Below are 20,371 nucleotides of genomic sequence, written 5' to 3' on the forward strand. Positions count from 1 at the left end.
GGAGCAACACATGGAACAGATTACAGTCGTGATTGGCGATCGCCTGGGTAAAGGTCAGAAAGTGGCTGCGGGTGTGGAAAAAGCCGGCGGACGCGCGGTTGTCGTACCGGGCATGGCAGCGGATATGAAGCTCGGTGACGTGATGAAAGCGGAAAACGCCACCTTCGGCATCTCCTTTTGCGGCAGCGGCGGCGCGGGCGCCATCACCGCTCAGACCAAATATGGATACAAGGCCAAATACGGGATGCGCTCCGTGGATGAGGGTGTGACCGCCATCAACGAAGGCTGCAACGTGCTGGGCTTTGGCTTTATGGATAAAGAAGAGCTGGGCGAGCGTCTGGTACAGGCGTGGCAGAAGAAATACGGCGCGTAAGCATGAAAGAACAGTTCACAACCACGGTGAGAGTGAAGGGGAAGGGCGACGCCAAAGCGCGCGCCTTTGCCGACGCGCTCAACCACGTTCAGGCCGCGGTGATGAAAGCCTCACCGCATATCTTACTGCGTATTGAGCCACAGGATGTGCAGGTCGTTCAGGCGCAAGAAGCGGTGCGAAAAGAAGCGTTTCTGTTCTTCTTTCTGCGCCGGGAAAGACGCACCTACAGCGTGGAGCTGGATGTGACCGTCAACGTGACAGCCATCAATCTCGACCAGGTGGATTTCGTCACGCAACGCTGATTATTCATAAAAGGGCAGACTGATGTTCTTAATTATATTAATAAAATCGCTCATCATCGGCGGCCTGGTAGGCGTCGGTGTCGGGGCCGGGGCTGCACGCATGTTTCATGCGCCTACCACTCAGGGTATGGGCGCGTTTCGTACGTTGGGGGAACTGAACTCCTGCGAAGGGGATCCGGCGTCCCACTTCTCCTTTGGGTTAGGTTTCTTCTTTAACGCCTGGGCCTCTTCCGTGGCCGCAGGTGCCTTCACACAGGACGTTGACCACCGCATCATCCCGAACTGGGGTGCTGCCGCGCTGATGATCAAAAACCGTAACGTCGGTGAAACGCTGCATGACCCGCGCAAAATGGCGATTGCCTGCGGCATCATCGGCATGATTGTCGTGACCTTCCTTAACCTGACCGCCTCCTCCGTGCCCGCAGCGCTTCAGGTCACCGCCGTGAAGGTGCTGGTACCGGCGGCTAACCTGCTGGTCAACACCGTGATGCCGGTGATCTTCTGGCTGGCGGCCATCGACGCGGGTAAAAAATCGGGCTTCTGGGCCACCATCTTTGGCGGCGCGGCACAGCTGATCATGGGTAACGCCGTACCGGGTCTGGTACTGGGTATTCTGATCGGTAAAGGCGTGGAGGAGAGCGGCTGGAACCACGTCACCAAAGTGATGATGGCGGCGATCGTTCTGCTCTTCGTGCTGAGCGGCTTCTTCCGCGGCTTCGACATGAAGATGATCGAATCCTTCCATCTGACCGTGCCGAACTGGCTCGACATGATCCACAACTCGCTCAGCGGTAAATAACAGGAGCCTCTAAATGGAACAGAATAAAGGTTTTTGGTATGCCGACTGGTCGTTCCCGATCTTCGTTGGCCTGCTCTCCTCCGGCGTGTTTGCCGGGACGCACATGTACTACCTCTACGGCATCGGCGCGTTTAACGAAGTGGCCTTCGTGGCGATGCTGAAAGCGGGCATTGATACCGGCGTTTACGGCGCAGTGGCGGCATTTGGCGCGAGCTTCCTGTTCGCCCGCATTATTGAAGGGTCGCTGGTGGGTATTCTCGACATCGGTGGGGCGATCCAGACCGGCGTGGGCCTCGGCGTACCGGCGCTGCTGCTGGGCGCGGGGATCATGTTCCCGGTGACCAACTTCATTGCCTCGCTGATTACCGGCCTGGTGATTGGTCTGGCGATTGGCTACGTCATCATCCTTGCGCGTAAGTTCACCATCAACCAGAGCAACTCCACCTACGGCGCAGACGTGATGATGGGCGCGGGTAACGCCTCCGGCCGCTTCCTCGGGCCGTTGATTATCCTCAGCGCCATGACCGCTTCCATTCCAATCGGCGTCGGTTCCCTGGTAGGCGCGTTGCTGTTCTACATCTGGCAGAAGCCGATAACCGGTGGCGCCATCCTCGGCGCAATGATTTTGGGCTGGCTGTTCCCGGTCGCCCTTTAATACCCGCGGGCGCTTCGGTGCCCGCCTTATCAGGAGAACCCCATGTTTGATCTACTCCTGCGCCGTGCGCGCCTCGCCGACGATACCCTGACCGATATCGCCATTCAGGACGGGAAGATCGCCGCGACAGGCGACATTAACGCTCCCGCCCGCAAAACGGTTGAGCTTAACGGTGATGTGTTCGTCAGCGCGGGCTGGATTGACTCCCACGTCCACTGCTACCCGAACTCCCCGATTTACCACGACGAGCCGGACAGCGTGGGCATTGCCACCGGCGTCACCACCGTGGTGGACGCGGGCAGCACCGGGGCCGACGACGTGGACGATTTCTACGCCATCACCCGCAAAGCCTCCACCGAGGTGTTTGCCCTGCTGAACATCTCCCGCGTGGGGCTGATCGCCCAGAACGAGCTGGCCAATATGGCCAATATTGACGCCGACGCGGTGAAAGAGGCGGTGAAACGCTATCCTGATTTTATCGTCGGCCTGAAGGCGCGCATGAGCAGCAGCGTGGTCGGTGAAAACGGCATCACCCCGCTGGCGCGCGCGAAAGCGATCCAGAAAGAGAACGGCGACCTGCCGCTGATGGTGCACATTGGCAACAACCCGCCGAACCTCGACGAAATCGCCGAGCTGCTGAGCTCCGGCGACATCATTACCCACTGCTACAACGGCAAGCCAAACCGCATCCTGACGCCCTCCGGCGAGCTGCGTGCCTCCATTACCTCCGCCCTGAAGCGCGGCGTGCGTCTGGACGTTGGCCACGGTACGGCGAGCTTCAGCTTTGAAGTGGCGAAGCGCGCTATTGCGATGGGCATTCTGCCGCACACCATCAGCTCGGATATTTACTGCCGCAACCGCATCAACGGTCCGGTCGGCTCGCTGGCAAGCGTGATGTCGAAATTCCTCGCCATCGGCATGTCATTGCCGCAGGTGATTGACTGCGTCACCGCCAACGCCGCCGACGGCCTGCGCCTGACGCGCAAAGGCCGCATTCAGCCTGGCCTCGACGCCGATCTGACGCTGTTTACCCTCAAGCGCCAGCCGACGGTGCTGACGGATGCCGAAAACGACAGCCTACAGGCTGAACACATTCTGGTGCCGCTTGCCGCGATCCGCGCGGGCAAGGGCTACATGACCGAACAAGGGAGCACGGAACATGCCTTCGATTTATGAGAAGTACAACTTAAAGCAGGTTATCAACACCTCTGGCCGCATGACGGCGCTGGGCGTCTCCACGCCGCGCCCGGAAGTGGTGCAGGCGGCGATGGACGGCATGAATCACTATTTCGAGATGAAGGATCTGGTCAATAAAACCGGGGAATACATCGCGAAGCTGCTGGAGGTGGAAGGGGCGACGGTGGTCTCCTGCGCGTCGGCGGGCATTGCCCAGTCCGTGGCGGCTGTGCTGGTGAAAGACAGCGACTGGCTGCTGGAAAACCTGCACGTCACACCGATTGAAAATAACGAGATCGTCCTGCCGAAAGGCCACAACGTGAATTTTGGCGCGCCGGTGGGCACCATGGTGGCGCTTGGCGGCGGCAAGCTGGTGGAAGCGGGCTACGCCAACGAATGTTCCGCCGATCAGCTGGCGGCGGCGATCACCCCGCGCACGGCGGCTATCCTCTACATTAAATCGCACCACTGCGTGCAGAAAAGCATGCTCAGCGTCGAGCAGGCGGCGGTTGTCGCGCGTAAACACGACTTGCCGCTGATCGTTGATGCCGCGGCGGAAGAAGATCTGCATACCTATTACCGATCCGGCGCCGATCTGGTGATCTACAGCGGCGCGAAGGCGATCGAAGGCCCAACCAGCGGCCTGGTGATTGGCAAAACCCAGTACGTTGAGTGGGTGAAGCGCCAGACGGCGGGCATTGGCCGCGCGATGAAGGTGGGCAAAGAGGGCATTCTTGGCCTGACCTGCGCCATCGAACACTACCTGACGGCCACCAAGGAGAGCGGCGCCGAGATGGTGGCGAAAATGACGCCGTTTATCGAGGCGCTCAACACCCTTAACGGTGTGACCGCGCGCGTGGTCTGGGACAGCGCCGGACGCGACATCGCCCGCACCGAAATTAAGTTCGACGAAGCCACCACCGGCGTCGGCACGGGTGACCTGGTGAATGCGCTCAAGCAGGGCGAATACGCCATCTATTTCCGTGGCTACAAGGCCAACGAAGGGATTATTGAGGCGGACGTGCGCAGCGTAAACGCTGACCAGCTGAATATTGTGTACCGCCGCATTAGTGAAGTATTAGGACAGGAGAAAAACGCATGAAACTGACCCCCAACTTTTACCGTGACCGCGTCTGTCTGAACGTGCTGGCAGGCTCAAAGGCCAACGCCAGCGCCATCTATGAGGCGGCGGAAGGCCACGTGCTGGTGGGCGTGCTCTCCAAAAATTACCCGGACGTGGCGAGCGCGGTCGCGGATATGCGTGAATACGCGAAGCTGATTGATAACGCGCTCTCCGTTGGCCTGGGCGCGGGCGATCCGAACCAGTCGGCGATGGTGAGTGAAATCTCCCGCCAGGTGCAGCCGCAGCACGTTAACCAGGTCTTTACCGGCGTGGCCACCAGCCGCGCGCTGCTGGGGCAAAATGACTCCGTGGTCAACGGTCTGGTCTCTCCGACCGGTACCGTCGGGATGGTGAAAATCTCCACCGGCCCGCTGAGCAGCAACGCGCCGGACGGCATTGTCCCGGTTGAAACCGCCATCGCCCTGCTGAAAGATTTCGGCGGGAGCTCCATCAAGTACTTTCCGATGGGCGGCCTGAAATGCCGTGACGAATACCAGGCGGTGGCGGAAGCCTGCGCCCGTCACGACTTCTGGCTGGAGCCGACCGGGGGAATCGATCTGGAGAACTTCGAGGCGATCTTGCAGATCGCCCTCGACGCGGGCGTGAGCAAAATCATCCCGCATATCTACAGCTCGATTATCGATAAAGCCAGCGGTGATACGCGCCCAGAAGATGTGCGCACGCTGCTGGCGATGACGAAGAAGCTGGTGAAGTAAAACCTGCCCCTCACCCCAGCCCTCTCCCCAAAGGGGAGAGGGTGTAATCGTCCCCTCTCCCCTTTGGGGAGAGGGTTAGGGTGAGGGGAAACAAACCGCACACACCCGAAGGAGCCACCATGCACACCCGTACCCTGCTTGTTGCTTCACTCTCTTTACTTGCTACCTCTGCTATCGCTCAAAACCAGTACGCCTGGGTGGGCACCTACAACCCCAACGGCGAAGGGCTGTACCGCTTTACCGTCGACCCGCAAACCGGTGCGCTGAACGATAAAACGCTGGTGAGCAAGCTGCCGAACGCCGCGCAGTTAACCGTCTCACACGACGGCAAAACGCTCTATCTGGCAAGCGAAGTGGAGCAGGGCGTGGTGCAGGCGCTGCGCATCGGCGATAACGGCACGCTGAGCGAGCTGAATCAGGTGGCCTCCGGCGGCGCGGGGCCGGTATATCTTTCCCTGACGCCGAACGGTAAACATCTGCTGGTGGCAAACTACATCAGCGGAACTGTCGCGGTGCTGCCCGTTAACGCAGACGGCAGCCTGAGCGATGCTACGGACACCCATCAGGACAAAGGCGAACCGGGCGCGGCGAAGCCGGAAGCTGCCGTCGAGGGCAGTTTCGCCATCAGCGATCATAACGGCCCGCATGCGCACATGATCGCCGCCGATCCGAGCGGGAAATACGTTTTTTCCACCGATCTGGGGCTGGATCGCATCTATCAGTACCGTTTTGACGATCAAACCGGGAAGCTGACTCCGAACGATCCGCCGTTTATCAGCGCCTCCTCAAAAGGGGCCGGGCCGCGCCACTTCGTCTTTACGCCGAAAGGTGATGCCCTGTGGCTGATTAACGAAGAGGCGTCTACGCTCACCCATTATGCGCTGGACAGTAATGGCAGGCTGAAAGAGGGTAAAACGGTTTCAGCCCTGCCGGACGGTTATAAAGGCACCAGTTTTGCTGCCGGGCTGGCGCTAAGTGCCGACGGGAAACAGCTGTATGTCGCTAACCGTTTGCATAACAGCATCGGGCACTTTACCGTAACGGCAGAGGGTACGCTGACGCATCAGGATGATGTCTGGACGCGCGGCGACTATCCGCGCACCCTGACGCTCGATAAGCAGGGTCGCTGGCTGTACGTCATGAACCAGCGCAGCGACAACATTACCCGTTTCCGCGTGGCACCGGACGGCAAGCTGAGCGCCGAGCCAGACTATACCCCGGTCGGCAGCCCATCCCAGATGGTCATTTCACCTTAAGCCGTAAGAGGACAACGACGTGCGATTTCCGAACCAACGTTTAGCGCAACTTTTCGATCTGTTGCAAAACGAGACGCTGCCGCAGGACGAGCTGGCGCAGCGGCTGTCGGTTTCCACGCGAACCGTCCGGGCGGATATCACCGCCCTGAACGCGCTGCTGGCTAGCCACGGCGCGCAGTTCATTTTGAGCCGGGGCAACGGCTATCAGCTCAAAATTAATGATGTGGCGCGCTATCAGCAATTGCAGGCGTCCCACCCGCGCGCGCTGCGTATTCCGCGAACCGGACCTGAGCGCGTGCACTATCTGGTGGTGCGTTTTCTGACGTCAGCCTTTTCCATCAAGCTGGAGGATCTGGCCGATGAGTGGTTCGTCAGCCGGGCCACGTTGCAGAGCGACATGGTGGAAGTGCGCGAGTGGTTTCACCGTTACAACCTGACGCTGGAAACCCGCCCTCGCCACGGCATGAAGCTGTTTGGCAGCGAGATGGCGATACGCGCCTGCCTGACCGACCTCCTGTGGGAGCTGGCGCAGCAGGACAGCCTGAACCCGCTGGTGACCGACGTGGCGCTGAACACGGGCGTGGCGGAAAAGATGGTGCCGGTGCTGCACGATGCGCTGACGCGCCATCACATTCGCCTGACCGACGAAGGCGAGCTGTTCCTGCGCCTGTACTGCGCGGTGTCGGTGCGGCGCATCAGCGAAGGGTATCCGCTGCCGGAATTCCACGCGGAAGACGTGGAAGAGAACGTGCATGAGGCGGCGAAAGATATCGCGGTAGCTATCCAGGAACTGGCGGGCAAAGCGCTGTCGCCGTCAGAAGAGAGCTGGCTGTGCGTGCACATTGCGGCGCGGCAGATCCAGGAGATCGCCCCGAGCGCCATTAATGCTGACGACGACGAAGCCCTGGTCAACTACATTCTGCGCTACATCAACACCCACTATAACTACAACCTGTTGAGCGACGAGCAACTGCATGCAGATCTGCTCACGCACATCAAAACCATGATTACCCGCGTGCGGTATCAAATCATGATCCCCAATCCGTTGCTGGATAACATCAAGCAGCACTACCCGATGGCGTGGGATATGACCCTCGCGGCAGTGTCGAGCTGGGGCAAATACACCCCGTATGTGATCAGCGAAAACGAAATTGGTTTTCTGGTGCTGCATATCGGCGTCGGGCTGGAGCGCCACTACAACATCGGCTACCAGCGCCAGCCGCGGGTGCTGCTGGTATGCGACGCAGGTAACGCGATGGTGCGCATGATCGAGGCGGTACTTCAGCGTAAATACCCGCAGATTGAGGTGACGCGCACGCTCACCCTTCGCGAGTACGAGCTTGCCGATGCCATTGGCGAAGACTTTGTGATCTCCACCGCCCGCGTGAGCGAAAAATCCAAACCGGTGGTGATGATCGCCCCGTTCCCGACCGATTATCAGTTAGAGCAGATCGGCAAGCTGGTGCTGGTGGACCGCACCCGGCCGTGGATGCTGGAAAAATACTTCGACGCGGCCCATTTCCGCATTATCGACAAGCCTGTCGACCAGCAAACGCTGTTCCGCGAGCTGTGTGAACAGCTTGAAGCAGAGGGCTTTGTCGGTGCGGAGTTTCTGGATTCGGTTATCGAGCGTGAAGCCATCGTCAGCACCATGCTCGGCGACGGCATTGCGCTGCCGCACTCCCTCGGCCTGCTGGCGCAAAAAACGGTGGTCTACACCGTGCTGGCGCCGCAGGGCATTCAGTGGGGAGATGAAACCGCCCATGTCATCTTCCTGCTCGCCATCAGCAAAAGCGAGTACGAAGAGGCAATGGCGATTTACGACATCTTTGTCACTTTCCTGCGTGAACGCGCGATGGCGCGCCTGTGCCAGTGCGAGAATTTTGCGGCGTTTAAGGCTGTGGCGATGGAGAGTTTGAGTCGGTTTTGACGTTCAGGCGGACAGAGGATATCCGCCTTCATTCAACGCAGATGATGCACAACCTGGTTGCTGCTGCCGCGCCAGATAAGCATAGGATCTTTTAGATCCTGCATGAACTTGCCGTCGACCAGGACGTTAATTAGATCCACCACTTCCATCTGCTGCGCATTCAGTTCATCCAGCTTATAGCCCGTCCAGACCCAGATGTCTTTTCCCGCGCACTCGTGGTGGATGCGTTTTACCAGCTTCAGGATCTCCGGCACGTTTTGCGGATGGAGCGGGTCGCCGCCGGAGAGCGAGATCCCCTGGCGTTTGATGCGCGTGTCGTTCAGGTCGTTGATGATGCGGTCTTCCATCTCAGCGGTAAACGGCATACCCGAGTTCAGGCGCCAGGTGCTTTTGTTGTAGCAGCCGGGGCACTCGTGAACGCAGCCTGATACAAACAGGGTACAGCGGGTGCCGGGGCCGTTGACGATGTCGACGGGGTAGTACTGGTGATAATTCATAGCGTTAACCTGATGCCCTCACCCCGGCCCTCTCCCACAGGGAGAGGGAGAAAACCGGTGGCCGGAATAACAATGTGCTCGATCGGTTCCCTCTCCCTTGAGGGAGAGGGGTAGGGTGGGGGGGACACCCTGCGCAGAACTTACCCGATCTGCCCATTCCCCAGATGTTTCACCCTGCGCTTCACCTCTTCCTGCTTACCGGCGTTAAACGGACGGGCATCCGGGCTGCCGAGGTAGCCGCACACGCGGCGGGTCACGGAGACGCGGGCTGCATCGTGGTTACCGCATTTCGGACAGGTGAAGCCTTTGCTGGTGCACTCGAACTCACCGGTAAAGCCGCACTCGTAGCACTCGTCAATTGGCGTGTTGGTTCCGTAGTACGGCACGTGCTGATAGCTGTAATCCCACACGTCTTCCAGCGCCTTCAGGTTGTGCTGAATGTTCGGGTACTCGCCATAGCAGATAAAACCGCCGTTCGCGATGGGCGGATAAGCCGCTTCGAAGTCGATCTTGTCGTACGGGTTCACCTTCTTCTCCACATCGAGGTGGAAGCTGTTGGTGTAGTAACCTTTGTCGGTCACGCCTTCCACGATGCCGAATTCGGCGGTGTCCAGACGGCAGAAGCGATTGCAGAGGTTTTCACTCGGCGTGCTGTACAGGCTGAAACCGTAACCAGTTTCCTCTTTCCACTGGTCTACCGCATCGCGCAGGCGCTGCACAATCGCAATACCCTTCTCACGCAGGGCGTCGTTGTCATAGATATGCTTGTCGCCAAACAGCGCGTTAATCGTTTCGTGAATGCCGATATAGCCAAGAGAGATCGACGCGCGACCGTTTTTGAAGATCTCCGACACATCATCGTCCGCTTTCAGGCGCACGCCGCAGGCCCCTTCCATATAGAGAATTGGCGCGACGCGGGCTTTCACCCCTTCAAGACGGGCGATGCGGGTCATCAGCGCCTTACGTGCCAGCTGTAAACGTTCATCCAGCAGCGTCCAGAAGGCCGCTTCATTCCCTTTGGCTTCCAGCGCGATGCGCGGCAGGTTCAGGCTGATGACGCCCAGGTTGTTGCGCCCGTCGTGGATCTGCTCGCCGTTCTCATCTTCGTACACGCCGAGGAAGCTGCGGCAGCCCATTGGCGTTTTAAACGAACCCGTGACTTTTACCACCTGGTCGTAGTTGAGGATATCCGGGTACATACGCTTGCTCGCGCACTCCAGCGCCAGCTGTTTGATGTCGTAGTTCGGATCGCCAAACTTGTGGTTCAGGCCGTCGCGAATGGCGAACACCAGTTTCGGGAACACCGCCGTTTTACGGTTTTTACCGAGGCCGGAGATACGGTTGCGCAGAATAGACTGCTGGATCAGGCGTGATTCCCAGCTGGTGCCGAGGCCAAACCCGAAGGTCACAAACGGCGTCTGGCCGTTGGCGGTGTGCAGCGTGTTTACCTCATATTCCAGCGACTGGAAGGCGTCGTAGCACTCTTTCTCGGTGCGGGAACGGGCGTAACCGTCAGCATTCGGGATCTGCCACTCTTCCGCCGTTTTACGGTGTTTGTTGAAGCTCTCGGTCACGAACGGGGCCAGCACTTCATCAATGCGGTTAATAGTGGTGCCGCCATAGATGTGGCTCGCCACCTGGGCGATGATCTGCGCCGTGACCGCCGTCGCGGTGGAGATGGATTTCGGCGGCTCAATCTCGGCGTTACCCATTTTAAAACCGTGGGTCAGCATGCCTTTCAGGTCGATCAGCATGCAGTTAAACATCGGGAAGAACGGCGAGTAGTCGAGATCGTGATAGTGGATCTCACCGCGCTCGTGCGCCGAGACTACATCGCGCGGCAGCAGATGCTGACGGGCATAGTGCTTGGCGACGATACCGGCCAGCAGGTCGCGCTGGGTCGGGATCACTTTGCTGTCTTTATTGGCATTTTCATTGAGCAGCGACGAGTTGGTTTGCTCTACCAGGCCGCGGATCTCCTGGTTAAGGCGACCCCGTTTCTCACGCTGGACGTCACGGTCGTGACGATACTCAATGTAGGCGCGCGCCAGCTGCTTGTACGGACCAGACATCAGCTGGTTTTCAACCGCGGTCTGGATCTCGTTGATATCCACCTGGCTGCGTTCATGCATCTGGCTGCTAACGACTTCTGCGACGGTGGCGCAGTAATCTGCGTCATCGACTCCCGCTGCTTTAGCTGCACGCAGAATGGCTTCTTTGATGCGCTCTGATTTAAACGGCACTTTACAGCCATCACGTTTCATCACATGCGGTGTCATGATCACTCCATTTTAAAAACAGGTTATCCACAGAGGTGGAGAAGTATTCACCGGGCGTATTCCTCGCCGCGGCAAAGACTTCCCGCGTGCCCAGCCCGTGTTATCCACAATTCCGGCCAGCGTAAGCGCCGTCTTGTTGTTGGAATAGTAGACGATAAATACAAGATGTTGGGTCGGCGTGCATTTTAAGTGCTACATATAGTGATTTGCATCAAACATGTTTGCGGTTTTTTTGATGCAGGACAAAGTAAAAAGACGAGAGTACAAACGGCGGGCGCTGGGGCAATTGTAAAGACGCGAAGGAAAAATCTGATTAATTATTCAACAAAAACAGCAAAGTAAGCCGGACACGGCATCGTGCCCGGCGGAGGAATTACTGCTTTAGCCACCACACGGCTTCAAACGGACGAAGCATTGAGGTGTGAGGGGCGGGGTAGTTGCTTATCACCACCTGCGACTCGCCGCTGAGAGCGTCCGCTTGCCATTCCTGAGGCAAATGGCTCAGGTTCGCCACCACCATCAGCGTTTGCCCCTGCCACTGGCGGCGATAGCACCACAGGGAAGGGTGGTCAGGCAGGAGATCCTCATAATCCCCCCACGTCAGTACCGGCAGGGTTTTGCGCAGGCGAATCAGCGACTGGTAGGTGTAGAACACCGAATCGGGGTCGTCCAGCGCCGCGCGGACATTCACGGTTTCGTAGTTGTCGCAAACGCCAATCCACGGCTCGGCCTCGGTAAAGCCCGCATTATGCGAGGCGTCCCACTGCATCGGCGTGCGGCCATTATCGCGTGACTTACTCGCCAGAATCGCCAGTAGTTCATCGGTATCGCGTCCGTTAGCCCGCTGTTCGGCGAACATGTTCAGACTTTCCACGTCGCGGTAGTCGGTGATACGGCTGAAATGCGGGTTGGTCATACCCAGCTCTTCACCCTGGTAGATATACGGCGTGCCCTGCATCCCGTGCAGCACCATGCCGAGCATTTTCGCCGCCGCCACGCGGTGTTCCCCTTCGTCACCAAAGCGCGACACGATGCGCGGCTGGTCATGGTTACACCAGAACAGCGCGTTCCAGGCTTTATTGTGCATCCCCTGCTGCCAGTGGCGGAAAAGGGTTTTCAGCGCCACGAAGTCCGGCTTTGCCTTCGTCCATTTTTCGCCGCCGGGGTAGTCCACCTTGAGGTGGTGGAAGTTAAAGGTCATCGACAGCTCGCGGCCATCAAGAGACGCGTACTGCTGGCAGTTCTCCAGCGAGGTGGAGGACATCTCGCCCACCGTCATCAGGTTACGCGGGGTAAAGACGTCCCGGCTCATCTCCTGAAGATATTCGTGGATGCGCGGCCCGTCAGTGTAGAAGCGGCGACCGTCGCCGAGGGTATCGTCCGGGAAATCCTGATCTTTTGAAACCAGGTTGATGACGTCCAGACGCAAGCCGTCCACGCCGCGATCGGCCCAGAACTCGCACACTTTTTTCAGCTCGGCGCGCACCGCCGGGTTTTCCCAGTTGAGATCCGCCTGCTCCGGTGCGAACAGGTGCAGATAATACTGTTCGCTTTCGGCGTGCCAGCGCCAGGCGTTGCCGCCAAATTTGGAGCGCCAGTTGTTGGGAAGCGTATCCGGCGTACCGTCCCGCCAGATATAGAATTGGCGGTACGGACTCGCTTTATCCAGCGACTCGCGGAACCAGGCGTGCTGCGTGGACGTGTGGTTAAAGACCATATCCAGCACGATGCGGATGCCGCGTTCATGCGCCCGGGCAACCAGTTCGTCAAAGTCGTCCAGCGTGCCGTAGGTCGGGTCAATGGCAGTGTAGTTCGCCACGTCGTAACCGTTATCCACCTGCGGCGAGATATAAAACGGCGTCAGCCAGATAGCGTCAATGCCGAGGGTTTTCAGGTAGTCCAGGCGCTGCGTTACGCCGCGTAGATCGCCCGTGCCGCTGCCGGTGGTATCCTGGAAACTCTTTGGGTAAATCTGATAGATGACGCCGTTCTGCCACCAGTGAGGAAGGGTATTCATAGTGCGTTCCTGCAAATGCGAAGGGGCGCAACTGCGCCCCGAAAGAGAGAATTAAACAATCTGCAACGTGCCCTGACGGAACTTACGCTGATAAACCACGGTAGTCAGCGCCATTGGGATGATAATCGCCACCGCCATCGCCAGCGCAAATACCTGCCAGAAAGCGGGTTGAATGGAGAGGATCCCCGGCAGGCCGCCGACGCCAATCCCGTTCGCCATCACGCCGTTCAGGCCGCACAGCAAGCCCGCCAGACCGGAGCCGATCATCGCGCAAAGCATCGGGAAGCGGTATTTGAGGTTGATACCGTACATCGCCGGTTCAGTGACGCCGAGGTAAGCGGAGATGGCAGCCGGAACGGAGATCTCACGCTCGTTGTGCTTACGGCTGACGATGATGATGCCGGTTACCGCCGAGGCCTGCGCAATGTTAGACAGGGCGATGATCGGCCAGACAGGCGTACCGCCGAGGCTCTGGATCATTTGCATATCGATCGCCAGCGTGGTCTGGTGCACGCCGGTGATCACCAGCGGAGCGTAGAGGAAGCCAAACAGCGCGGCACCGATTGGCGCGAAGCTGCCGGTCATCAGGTGACGGACCGCGAAGGCCACGCCGTCGCCAATCATGCGGCCAAACGGACCGATAAAGGCGTGCGCCAGGAACACCGCCAGGATCAGCGAGCAGACCGGGACCACCACCAGATATAGGTAATCCGGCACGATGCGCTTCAGGCGCGTCTCAATAAAGCCCAGCGCCAGACCCGCCAGCAATGCCGGGATCACCTGCGCCTGATAGCCCACTTTGGCGATGGTAAACAGGCCGAAGTTCCACACCTCTGGCGTTTGCTGACCAAGTAAGTAAGCGTTCATTAACTGCGGAGAGACCAGCGTCACGCCGAGCACGATACCGAGAATTGGCGTTCCGCCCATCTTGCGCACCGCGGACCAGCAGATTCCGACCGGCAGATAGAAGAAGATCGCTTCGCCAATCAGCCACAGGAAGTCATAGATACTTTGCAGCGCCGGGTACATCTGCGCCAGGGTTTTGCCGTCGCTCATTGGCACATCGCCGATGACGTTACGGAAGCCCAGAATTAAGCCCCCGCTGATCAGCGCTGGCAGCAGCGGGAAGAAGATCTCCGCAAAATGGGAAATCAGCTGCTCATGCCATTTCATATTCTGACGCGCGGCCTTCTTCGCCTGCTCTTTATCTGCGGAAGAGTGCCCGGTAGTCGCCAGCAGAGCCTGATAGTAATCGCCCACTTCGGTACCAATCACCACCTGGAACTGCCCGGCATTGGTGAAGCAGCCTTTAACCATGGAAAGCTCTTCAATGGCCTTCGGGTTGGCTTTGGCCGGATCGTTCAGCACGAAGCGCAGGCGGGTAATGCAATGGCTGACGGTGGCGATGTTGTCGCGTCCGCCGACCAGGACGATCAGCTGATCGATATCTGTTTGTTTGACTTTACTCATCATGAAACCTCATGACAGATGGTGATAGGGGTTATGACCTGTGCGCAAGCCTACTCCTTCAACGTGACGGCGAAAATGGGAACGTTCCCGAAATCGGGCGAAGATCACAATAATCCGCTGTGTGAGGGCACACTGGATTGCATTTCACTCGCAGTTTTTATGAATTTCTTCTCAAGAGTGTTTAAAAAATATCAGGTCAATATCTTAAAAATACAGGGAAGATCTTAAACATGATCTGGCCGGAACTTTACAGTCGGTTTCAGGCATAAGCTTGTCTTCATATACTGAAATAAACGTAGAGCAATAATGTACGGGAACAACGAGATCGTCAGTTATTTACAGGCCAATAAAATACTTGCGCTTAAACTCGACCATGCTGTTACTGCGGTCGGCCAGAACGTCAAAACACAGGTGAATATGATAGGGAAAGGCGCCACTCGGCTGTTGTATTACGCCTCATGTTTCACTGATGAATACAATGATGTTTGCCTGAGACAGAAGAGCGAAGACCTACGCTTCAGAGATGCCGTTTATAAATTAGTAAGCGGTGTGGATGTAGTCTATGAAATGCTTAGACTGTATTTTGAGGAAGTTTTCAAATACAAAAATCCTAAACAGTTAGAGTATATTAAACAGCGGCTAATGGCTGTAAATGTCCACATCGCTGCGGTTAGCCTTACCGGTGCCGGGTTTACATTAGCCGTTGCCGCCTGCGTTCGCCTTGTATTAAATATCAGCCTCGAATTAAGCGCCATTACCGGAAGATGGGCTTCCCGAGGTATTGCTTTTATTGGGCTGTATGGGGTAGTACAGCAAGCCGCCGATAGCGCGCATCGTCTGTACGTTGAATTTCCCGCCTTGTACTCGGCACTTTATGCTCAAGGGCTTGAAATGCTTTATTTTCTCATTGAGCCTGTGTTTCGCAGGACGGACGCGACACGTGCGCAATGGGCATCTGATGACGACATTGCGGATATCATCACCAGGTTGATCAGATAACAATGATGAATTACATCAAACGTTTTTTACGTTGGCAGGGGCGAATTATATTTTCGGTCTACGGCCCGGCCGCGTTAACAATCCTGTTTGCCCTGATACAGGCCCATTTCTTCCCCGGCAGTCCTGTCTGGCCAATTGGGCTTTTCTTCATTGTGGTCATGATTGTTTTTGGCTGCTATGTGAAATGGTAAAAGGCCAAACATTTCAATACAGATAACCACTAATAAGGTATTTCTATGTCTGCTCCCGCACATTTATGGCTTGAAGATGAGAATGGCTCGCCGATTGTCGGTTGTTGTGCAATGCCACTGCGTCTTGGATCTATTGAATTAAAATCCTTTTCCCATGGCGTAACTATTCCGGTTGACCCAAGCTGGGGAAAACTCACTGGTACACGCGTACATCGGCCTATAACAATAGTCAAAGAATTTGATCAGACAACGCCGCTTCTTTACCGGGCAGTTTGCGAAGGGCGAACCATGAAGAAGGCGACAATTAAAATGTACCGTATTCTTGAGTCTGGGATTGAGGCTGAGTATTTCAATATTATTCTGGAAAACGTCAAGTTCACAACGGTAGCGCCGTATCTCTCCCCCGGCAGTATGACCAGTACCCACCTGGAAACGCTGGAGCTGCGCTATGAGGCAATTACCTGGAAGTATACCGAAGGCAATATCCTGTACCGTGATTCATGGAACGATCGCTGTTGCGCATGAAAGCGAAAGGACTATGAGAGACGGGCAGGAATAACGATCTGACGCGGCTCAGCGCGCCCGTTGATCTGCTCTATCAGCTGCGCGGCAGCCTGCCGGCCAGATTCGGCGTAACCCGGATCAACGCTGATAATCTCCGGGTGTAAGAACTTCATCAGCGGCGTGCTTCCCACGCTCGCTAATTGCAGCTCCCCGATGCGCTGCTCCTGCAAATATTTGCTCGCACCCAATGCAAGGGTATCCGTGGCGCATACCAGGGCGGTGGTTTGTGGCGTCAGCACGCTGGCGACCTGTTCATATCCCTGTTTCATACCCAGACCGGGCAGCGCGGCCACGGCGGGGAGATTGTGTTTTTTACAAAACGCCAGGTACGCTTCATGGCGACGCTTGCCGGTGGTGATGTCGGCATGCGGCACGCCGAGATAGCTAATATGCCGATGGCCCTGTTCATACAGGCGCTGCATCAGGATCACGATCGCCCCTTCGTCATCGTAACAGACAGAGGCAAACCCGCTCGCGTCGCGCGCCAGCAGCACCAGTGACGGCTGCCAGGGTTTAAGCACGTCCTCTTTTAGGCCGGTAAATCCGAACAGCACCACCCCATCAATATTACGGCGCTGAAGCATACCGAGATGCTCCTCCACCATTTGCGCGGAGAACTTGCTCTCCATCATGATCGGATCGTAGCCCTGCTCGTAGAACGCGGGCAGCATCGTCTGTACGGCGAGGTTTTCGGAGAGGGAATCCAGACGCGAGACGATAATGGCGACCACTTTATCGCTCTGCCCGCGCATGGCGCGCGCGGAGCGGGAAGGGGAAAAACCGTGCTGATTCATCACCGCCTCGACGCGCTCGCGTGTGCGCTCGCTGACACCGCTTTCGTTGTTCAGCACGCGTGAGACAGTCGATTTCCCCACGCCGCTTAAACGCGCGATGTCTTTAATCGTAAGGCGGTTCTGCATGCTGTATTCCCTGTAACAACGATAAAATAATCAATTGAGCCTAATGCTATCCTGCGAATTCGCTATGGGCAAAGTCTGGTTTACGTTCGGTTTATTTGCAGGGCGTTATAATACCGCCCGATTAGTCACAAACGGTATGGATAAATCTCTATACTGCGCGCCGATACCCAACTTTTTACTTACCGGAGGCCACATGGATCCCGATCCCACACCTCTCCTGACCCGGAGAAAACCTTCTTACCGGTAAGCCAGCTTTTTGCTGTCTCACCGGCGTGAGGCAGCAACGTTCATACGTTCCTGCTTGATAAATTAAGTGCCTGACAGGTACGGCTTTGCCACGCCTGCGGGAAAGACTGCGTCCGCCTTTGCGGATGCGGGGGAATGACTATGCTGAAAAATATCACCCGGCAGCTGCAAGCGCTGCTGAGCCGTCACCTGCCACATCGCCTGATTGCGCGCGATCCGCTGCCAAATGCCAACACCATGGCGGGAGCGGCAATCCCCGCTTCCCTGACCGAGCGCTGCCTGAACGTGGCGGCGATGGATGAAAACGAAGTCTGGCGCGCCTTTGGCGGCCACCCGGAAGGGCTGAACGCGCAAGAAGTGTCAAAAATCCGCGCGGAACATGGCGATAACCAGATCCCGGCGCAGAAACCCTCTCCCTGGTGGGTCCACCTGTGGCTCTGCTACCGCAATCCGTTCAACCTGCTGCTGACGGTGCTCGGGATTATCTCTTACGCCACTGAAGATCTGTTTGCCGCAGGCGTGATTGCCCTGATGGTAGGGATCTCCACGCTGCTGAACTTTATTCAGGAAGCGCGCTCCACCAAAGCGGCGGATGCGCTGAAAGCGATGGTCAGCAACACCGCCACCGTGTCGCGCGTGATTAACGACCTCGGCGAAAACGCCTGGATTGAGCTTCCCATTGACCAGCTGGTGCCGGGCGATCTGGTGAAGCTGGCGGCGGGGGACATGATCCCGGCGGATTTACGTATCATCCAGGCGCGGGATCTGTTTGTCGCGCAGGCGTCACTCACCGGTGAATCCCTGCCCGTAGAGAAGGTGGCGCGGACCCGCGATCCGCAGCAGATGAACCCGCTGGAGTGCGACACCCTGTGCTTTATGGGCACCACGGTGGTTAGTGGCACCGCGCAGGCGATTGTCACCGCCACCGGCGGCAATACATGGTTTGGACAGCTTGCCGGACGCGTCAGCGAGCAGGAGAGCGAGCCGAATGCGTTCCAGAAAGGCATTGGCCGCGTCAGCATGCTGCTGATCCGCTTTATGATGGTCATGACGCCAATTGTCCTGCTGATCAACGGCTACACCAAAGGCGACTGGTGGGAAGCGGCGCTGTTCGCGCTCTCCGTGGCCGTTGGCTTAACGCCGGAAATGCTGCCGATGATTGTCACCTCCACGCTGGCGCGCGGGGCGGTCAAACTCTCTAAACAAAAGGTGATCGTTAAACACCTCGACGCCATCCAGAACTTTGGCGCGATGGACATTCTTTGCACCGATAAAACCGGCACCCTGACCCAGGACAAAATCGTGCTGGAGAACCACACCGATATCGCCGGAAAGACCAGCGAACGGGTGCTGTACAGCGCGTGGCTGAACAGCCACTACCAGACCGGGCTGAAAAACCTGCTCGACGTGGCGGTGCTGGAAGGTGTGGATGAAGAGTCTGCCCGCATGCTCTCCGGGCGCTGGCAGAAGGTGGATGAAATCCCGTTCGACTTCGAGCGCCGCCGCATGTCGGTGGTGGTCAGCGAGAAGCCGGACGTGCATCAGCTGATCTGCAAAGGGGCATTGCAGGAGATCCTGAATGTTTCCACGCAGGTGCGCCATAACGGCGAGATCGTGCCGCTGGATGAGACCATGCTGCGCCGCATCAAACGCGTCACCGATAACCTGAACCGCCAGGGGCTGCGCGTGGTGGCGGTAGCCAGCAAGTTCCTGCCCGCGCGGGAAGGGGACTACCAGCGTATCGATGAATCTGATTTGATCCTCGAGGGGTACATCGCATTCCTCGATCCGCCGAAAGAGACCACCGCACCTGCGCTGAAAGCGCTGAAAGCGAGCGGTATCACCGTCAAAATTCTCACCGGCGACAGCGAGCTGGTGGCGGCAAAAGTGTGCGTCGAAGTGGGGCTGGACGCAGGCGACGTGGTGGTGGGGAGCGACATCGAAACGCTTTCTGACGACGAACTGGCGCAGCTTGCCCAGCGCACCACGCTGTTTGCCCGCCTGACGCCGATGCACAAAGAACGCATCGTAACGCTGCTGCGTCGTGAAGGGCACGTGGTGGGCTTTATGGGCGACGGCATCAACGATGCGCCGGCCCTGCGTGCGGCGGATATCGGTATCTCCGTAGACGGCGCGGTGGATATTGCCCGCGAAGCAGCGGATATCATTCTGCTGGAAAAGAGCCTGATGGTGCTGGAGGAGGGCGTCATCGAAGGGCGTCGCACCTTCGCCAATATGCTCAAATACATCAAAATGACCGCCAGCTCGAACTTCGGCAACGTCTTCAGCGTGCTGGTGGCGAGCGCGTTTCTGCCGTTTCTGCCGATGCTGCCGCTGCATCTGCTGATCCAGAACCTGATGTACGATGTCTCTCAGGTCGCCATCCCGTTTGATAACGTGGACGACGAGCAGATCCAGAAGCCGCAGCGCTGGAACCCGGCAGATCTTGGGCGCTTTATGCTGTTCTTTGGGCCGATCAGCTCCATCTTCGACATCCTGACCTTCTGCCTGATGTGGTTTGTGTTCCATGCCAACACCCCGGAACACCAGACGCTGTTCCAGTCCGGCTGGTTCGTGGTCGGGCTGCTGTCGCAGACGCTGATTGTGCATATGATCCGCACCCGCCGCATTCCGTTCATTCAGAGCCGTGCCGCGTGGCCGCTGATTGTGATGACGGGCATTGTGATGGCGCTCGGGATCGCGCTGCCGTTCTCGCCGCTGGCAAGCTACCTGCAACTTCAGGCGCTACCGCTGAGCTACTTCCCATGGCTGGTGGCGATCCTCGCGGGTTACATGGTGCTGACGCAGATGGTGAAGGGGTTCTATAGCCGTCGGTATGGGTGGCAGTAACGGCAAGC

General features: G+C 57.7%; 17 protein-coding genes. 12 read left to right on the forward strand and 5 right to left on the reverse strand.

The features are described 5' to 3' along the window. Positions 1–10 precede the first annotated feature (10 nt). From SK53_RS15245 to SK53_RS15285, 9 genes are all read left to right on the forward strand, one after another. Complete coding sequence (locus SK53_RS15245) at positions 11–373, forward strand: SFCGS family glycine-rich protein (RefSeq protein WP_006810339.1); 363 nt, start codon at positions 11–13, stop codon at positions 371–373. Positions 374–375: 2 nt separating this feature from the next. Continuing rightward, on the forward strand, positions 376–675 hold the full coding sequence (locus SK53_RS15250; protein ID WP_006810338.1) for a DUF4312 family protein: 300 nt from the start codon (positions 376–378) through the stop codon (positions 673–675). A gap of 22 nt (positions 676–697) precedes the next feature. Then, a complete protein-coding gene (locus SK53_RS15255; RefSeq protein ID WP_006810337.1) occupies positions 698–1,474 on the forward strand; it encodes a DUF4311 domain-containing protein in 777 nt (258 codons plus the stop codon). A gap of 13 nt (positions 1,475–1,487) precedes the next feature. Continuing rightward, positions 1,488–2,129, forward strand: coding sequence for a DUF4310 family protein (locus SK53_RS15260; protein WP_003856081.1), 642 nt, complete (start codon positions 1,488–1,490; stop codon positions 2,127–2,129). Between the two features lie 42 nt (positions 2,130–2,171). After that, complete coding sequence (locus tag SK53_RS15265; protein ID WP_048209736.1) at positions 2,172–3,305, forward strand: amidohydrolase/deacetylase family metallohydrolase; 1,134 nt, start codon at positions 2,172–2,174, stop codon at positions 3,303–3,305. After that, on the forward strand, positions 3,289–4,407 hold the full coding sequence (locus SK53_RS15270; RefSeq protein ID WP_032608372.1) for a DgaE family pyridoxal phosphate-dependent ammonia lyase: 1,119 nt from the start codon (positions 3,289–3,291) through the stop codon (positions 4,405–4,407). The genes SK53_RS15265 and SK53_RS15270 overlap by 17 nt, the downstream gene beginning before the upstream one ends. After that, the gene (locus tag SK53_RS15275; protein WP_023315284.1) at positions 4,404–5,144 is read left to right on the forward strand and encodes a 2-dehydro-3-deoxy-phosphogluconate aldolase; all 741 of its coding nucleotides are present in this window, start codon (positions 4,404–4,406) and stop codon (positions 5,142–5,144) included. The genes SK53_RS15270 and SK53_RS15275 overlap by 4 nt, the downstream gene beginning before the upstream one ends. A gap of 119 nt (positions 5,145–5,263) precedes the next feature. Beyond that, positions 5,264–6,400: a lactonase family protein gene (locus SK53_RS15280; RefSeq protein ID WP_023324063.1), complete on the forward strand. Its 1,137-nt coding sequence runs from the start codon at positions 5,264–5,266 to the stop codon at positions 6,398–6,400. 19 nt (positions 6,401–6,419) lie between these two features. Beyond that, positions 6,420–8,330 carry a BglG family transcription antiterminator gene (locus SK53_RS15285; protein ID WP_048209737.1) on the forward strand — a complete coding sequence of 637 codons (1,911 nt, stop codon included), beginning with the start codon at positions 6,420–6,422 and terminating at the stop codon, positions 8,328–8,330. A gap of 32 nt (positions 8,331–8,362) precedes the next feature. Here the strand turns inward: SK53_RS15285 and nrdG are convergent, their stop codons facing one another. From nrdG to treB, 4 genes are all read right to left on the reverse strand, one after another. Continuing rightward, the gene (gene nrdG, locus SK53_RS15290; protein ID WP_003856093.1) at positions 8,363–8,827 is read right to left on the reverse strand and encodes an anaerobic ribonucleoside-triphosphate reductase-activating protein; all 465 of its coding nucleotides are present in this window, start codon (positions 8,825–8,827) and stop codon (positions 8,363–8,365) included. A gap of 140 nt (positions 8,828–8,967) precedes the next feature. Next, positions 8,968–11,106, reverse strand: coding sequence for an anaerobic ribonucleoside-triphosphate reductase (gene nrdD / locus SK53_RS15295; protein ID WP_048209738.1), 2,139 nt, complete (start codon positions 11,104–11,106; stop codon positions 8,968–8,970). A 373-nt stretch (positions 11,107–11,479) separates the two neighbouring features. Continuing rightward, complete coding sequence (treC, locus tag SK53_RS15300; RefSeq protein WP_048209739.1) at positions 11,480–13,123, reverse strand: alpha,alpha-phosphotrehalase; 1,644 nt, start codon at positions 13,121–13,123, stop codon at positions 11,480–11,482. A 51-nt stretch (positions 13,124–13,174) separates the two neighbouring features. Next, entirely contained in the window at positions 13,175–14,593 is a 1,419-nt protein-coding gene (gene treB, locus SK53_RS15305; RefSeq protein WP_003863402.1) for a PTS trehalose transporter subunit IIBC, read from the reverse strand. A 306-nt stretch (positions 14,594–14,899) separates the two neighbouring features. On the opposite strand from treB, the gene SK53_RS15315 reads away from it, so the two are divergent. Next, a complete protein-coding gene (locus SK53_RS15315) occupies positions 14,900–15,592 on the forward strand; it encodes a hypothetical protein (protein WP_048209740.1) in 693 nt (230 codons plus the stop codon). 236 nt (positions 15,593–15,828) lie between these two features. Beyond that, positions 15,829–16,308, forward strand: coding sequence for an Hcp family type VI secretion system effector (locus SK53_RS15325; RefSeq protein WP_003863398.1), 480 nt, complete (start codon positions 15,829–15,831; stop codon positions 16,306–16,308). Positions 16,309–16,319: 11 nt separating this feature from the next. On the opposite strand, the gene treR is transcribed toward SK53_RS15325, so the two are convergent. Then, positions 16,320–17,267 carry a trehalose operon repressor TreR gene (treR, locus tag SK53_RS15330; protein ID WP_032608379.1) on the reverse strand — a complete coding sequence of 316 codons (948 nt, stop codon included), beginning with the start codon at positions 17,265–17,267 and terminating at the stop codon, positions 16,320–16,322. Between the two features lie 387 nt (positions 17,268–17,654). Between treR and mgtA the strand changes: the two genes are divergently transcribed. Continuing rightward, complete coding sequence (gene mgtA, locus SK53_RS15335) at positions 17,655–20,363, forward strand: magnesium-translocating P-type ATPase (protein ID WP_048209813.1); 2,709 nt, start codon at positions 17,655–17,657, stop codon at positions 20,361–20,363. Positions 20,364–20,371: the final 8 nt, after the last annotated feature.

It is taken from the genome of Enterobacter sp. MGH119 (assembly GCF_001037675.1).
GTDB classification, from domain to species: Bacteria; Pseudomonadota; Gammaproteobacteria; order Enterobacterales; family Enterobacteriaceae; genus Enterobacter; species Enterobacter hormaechei_C.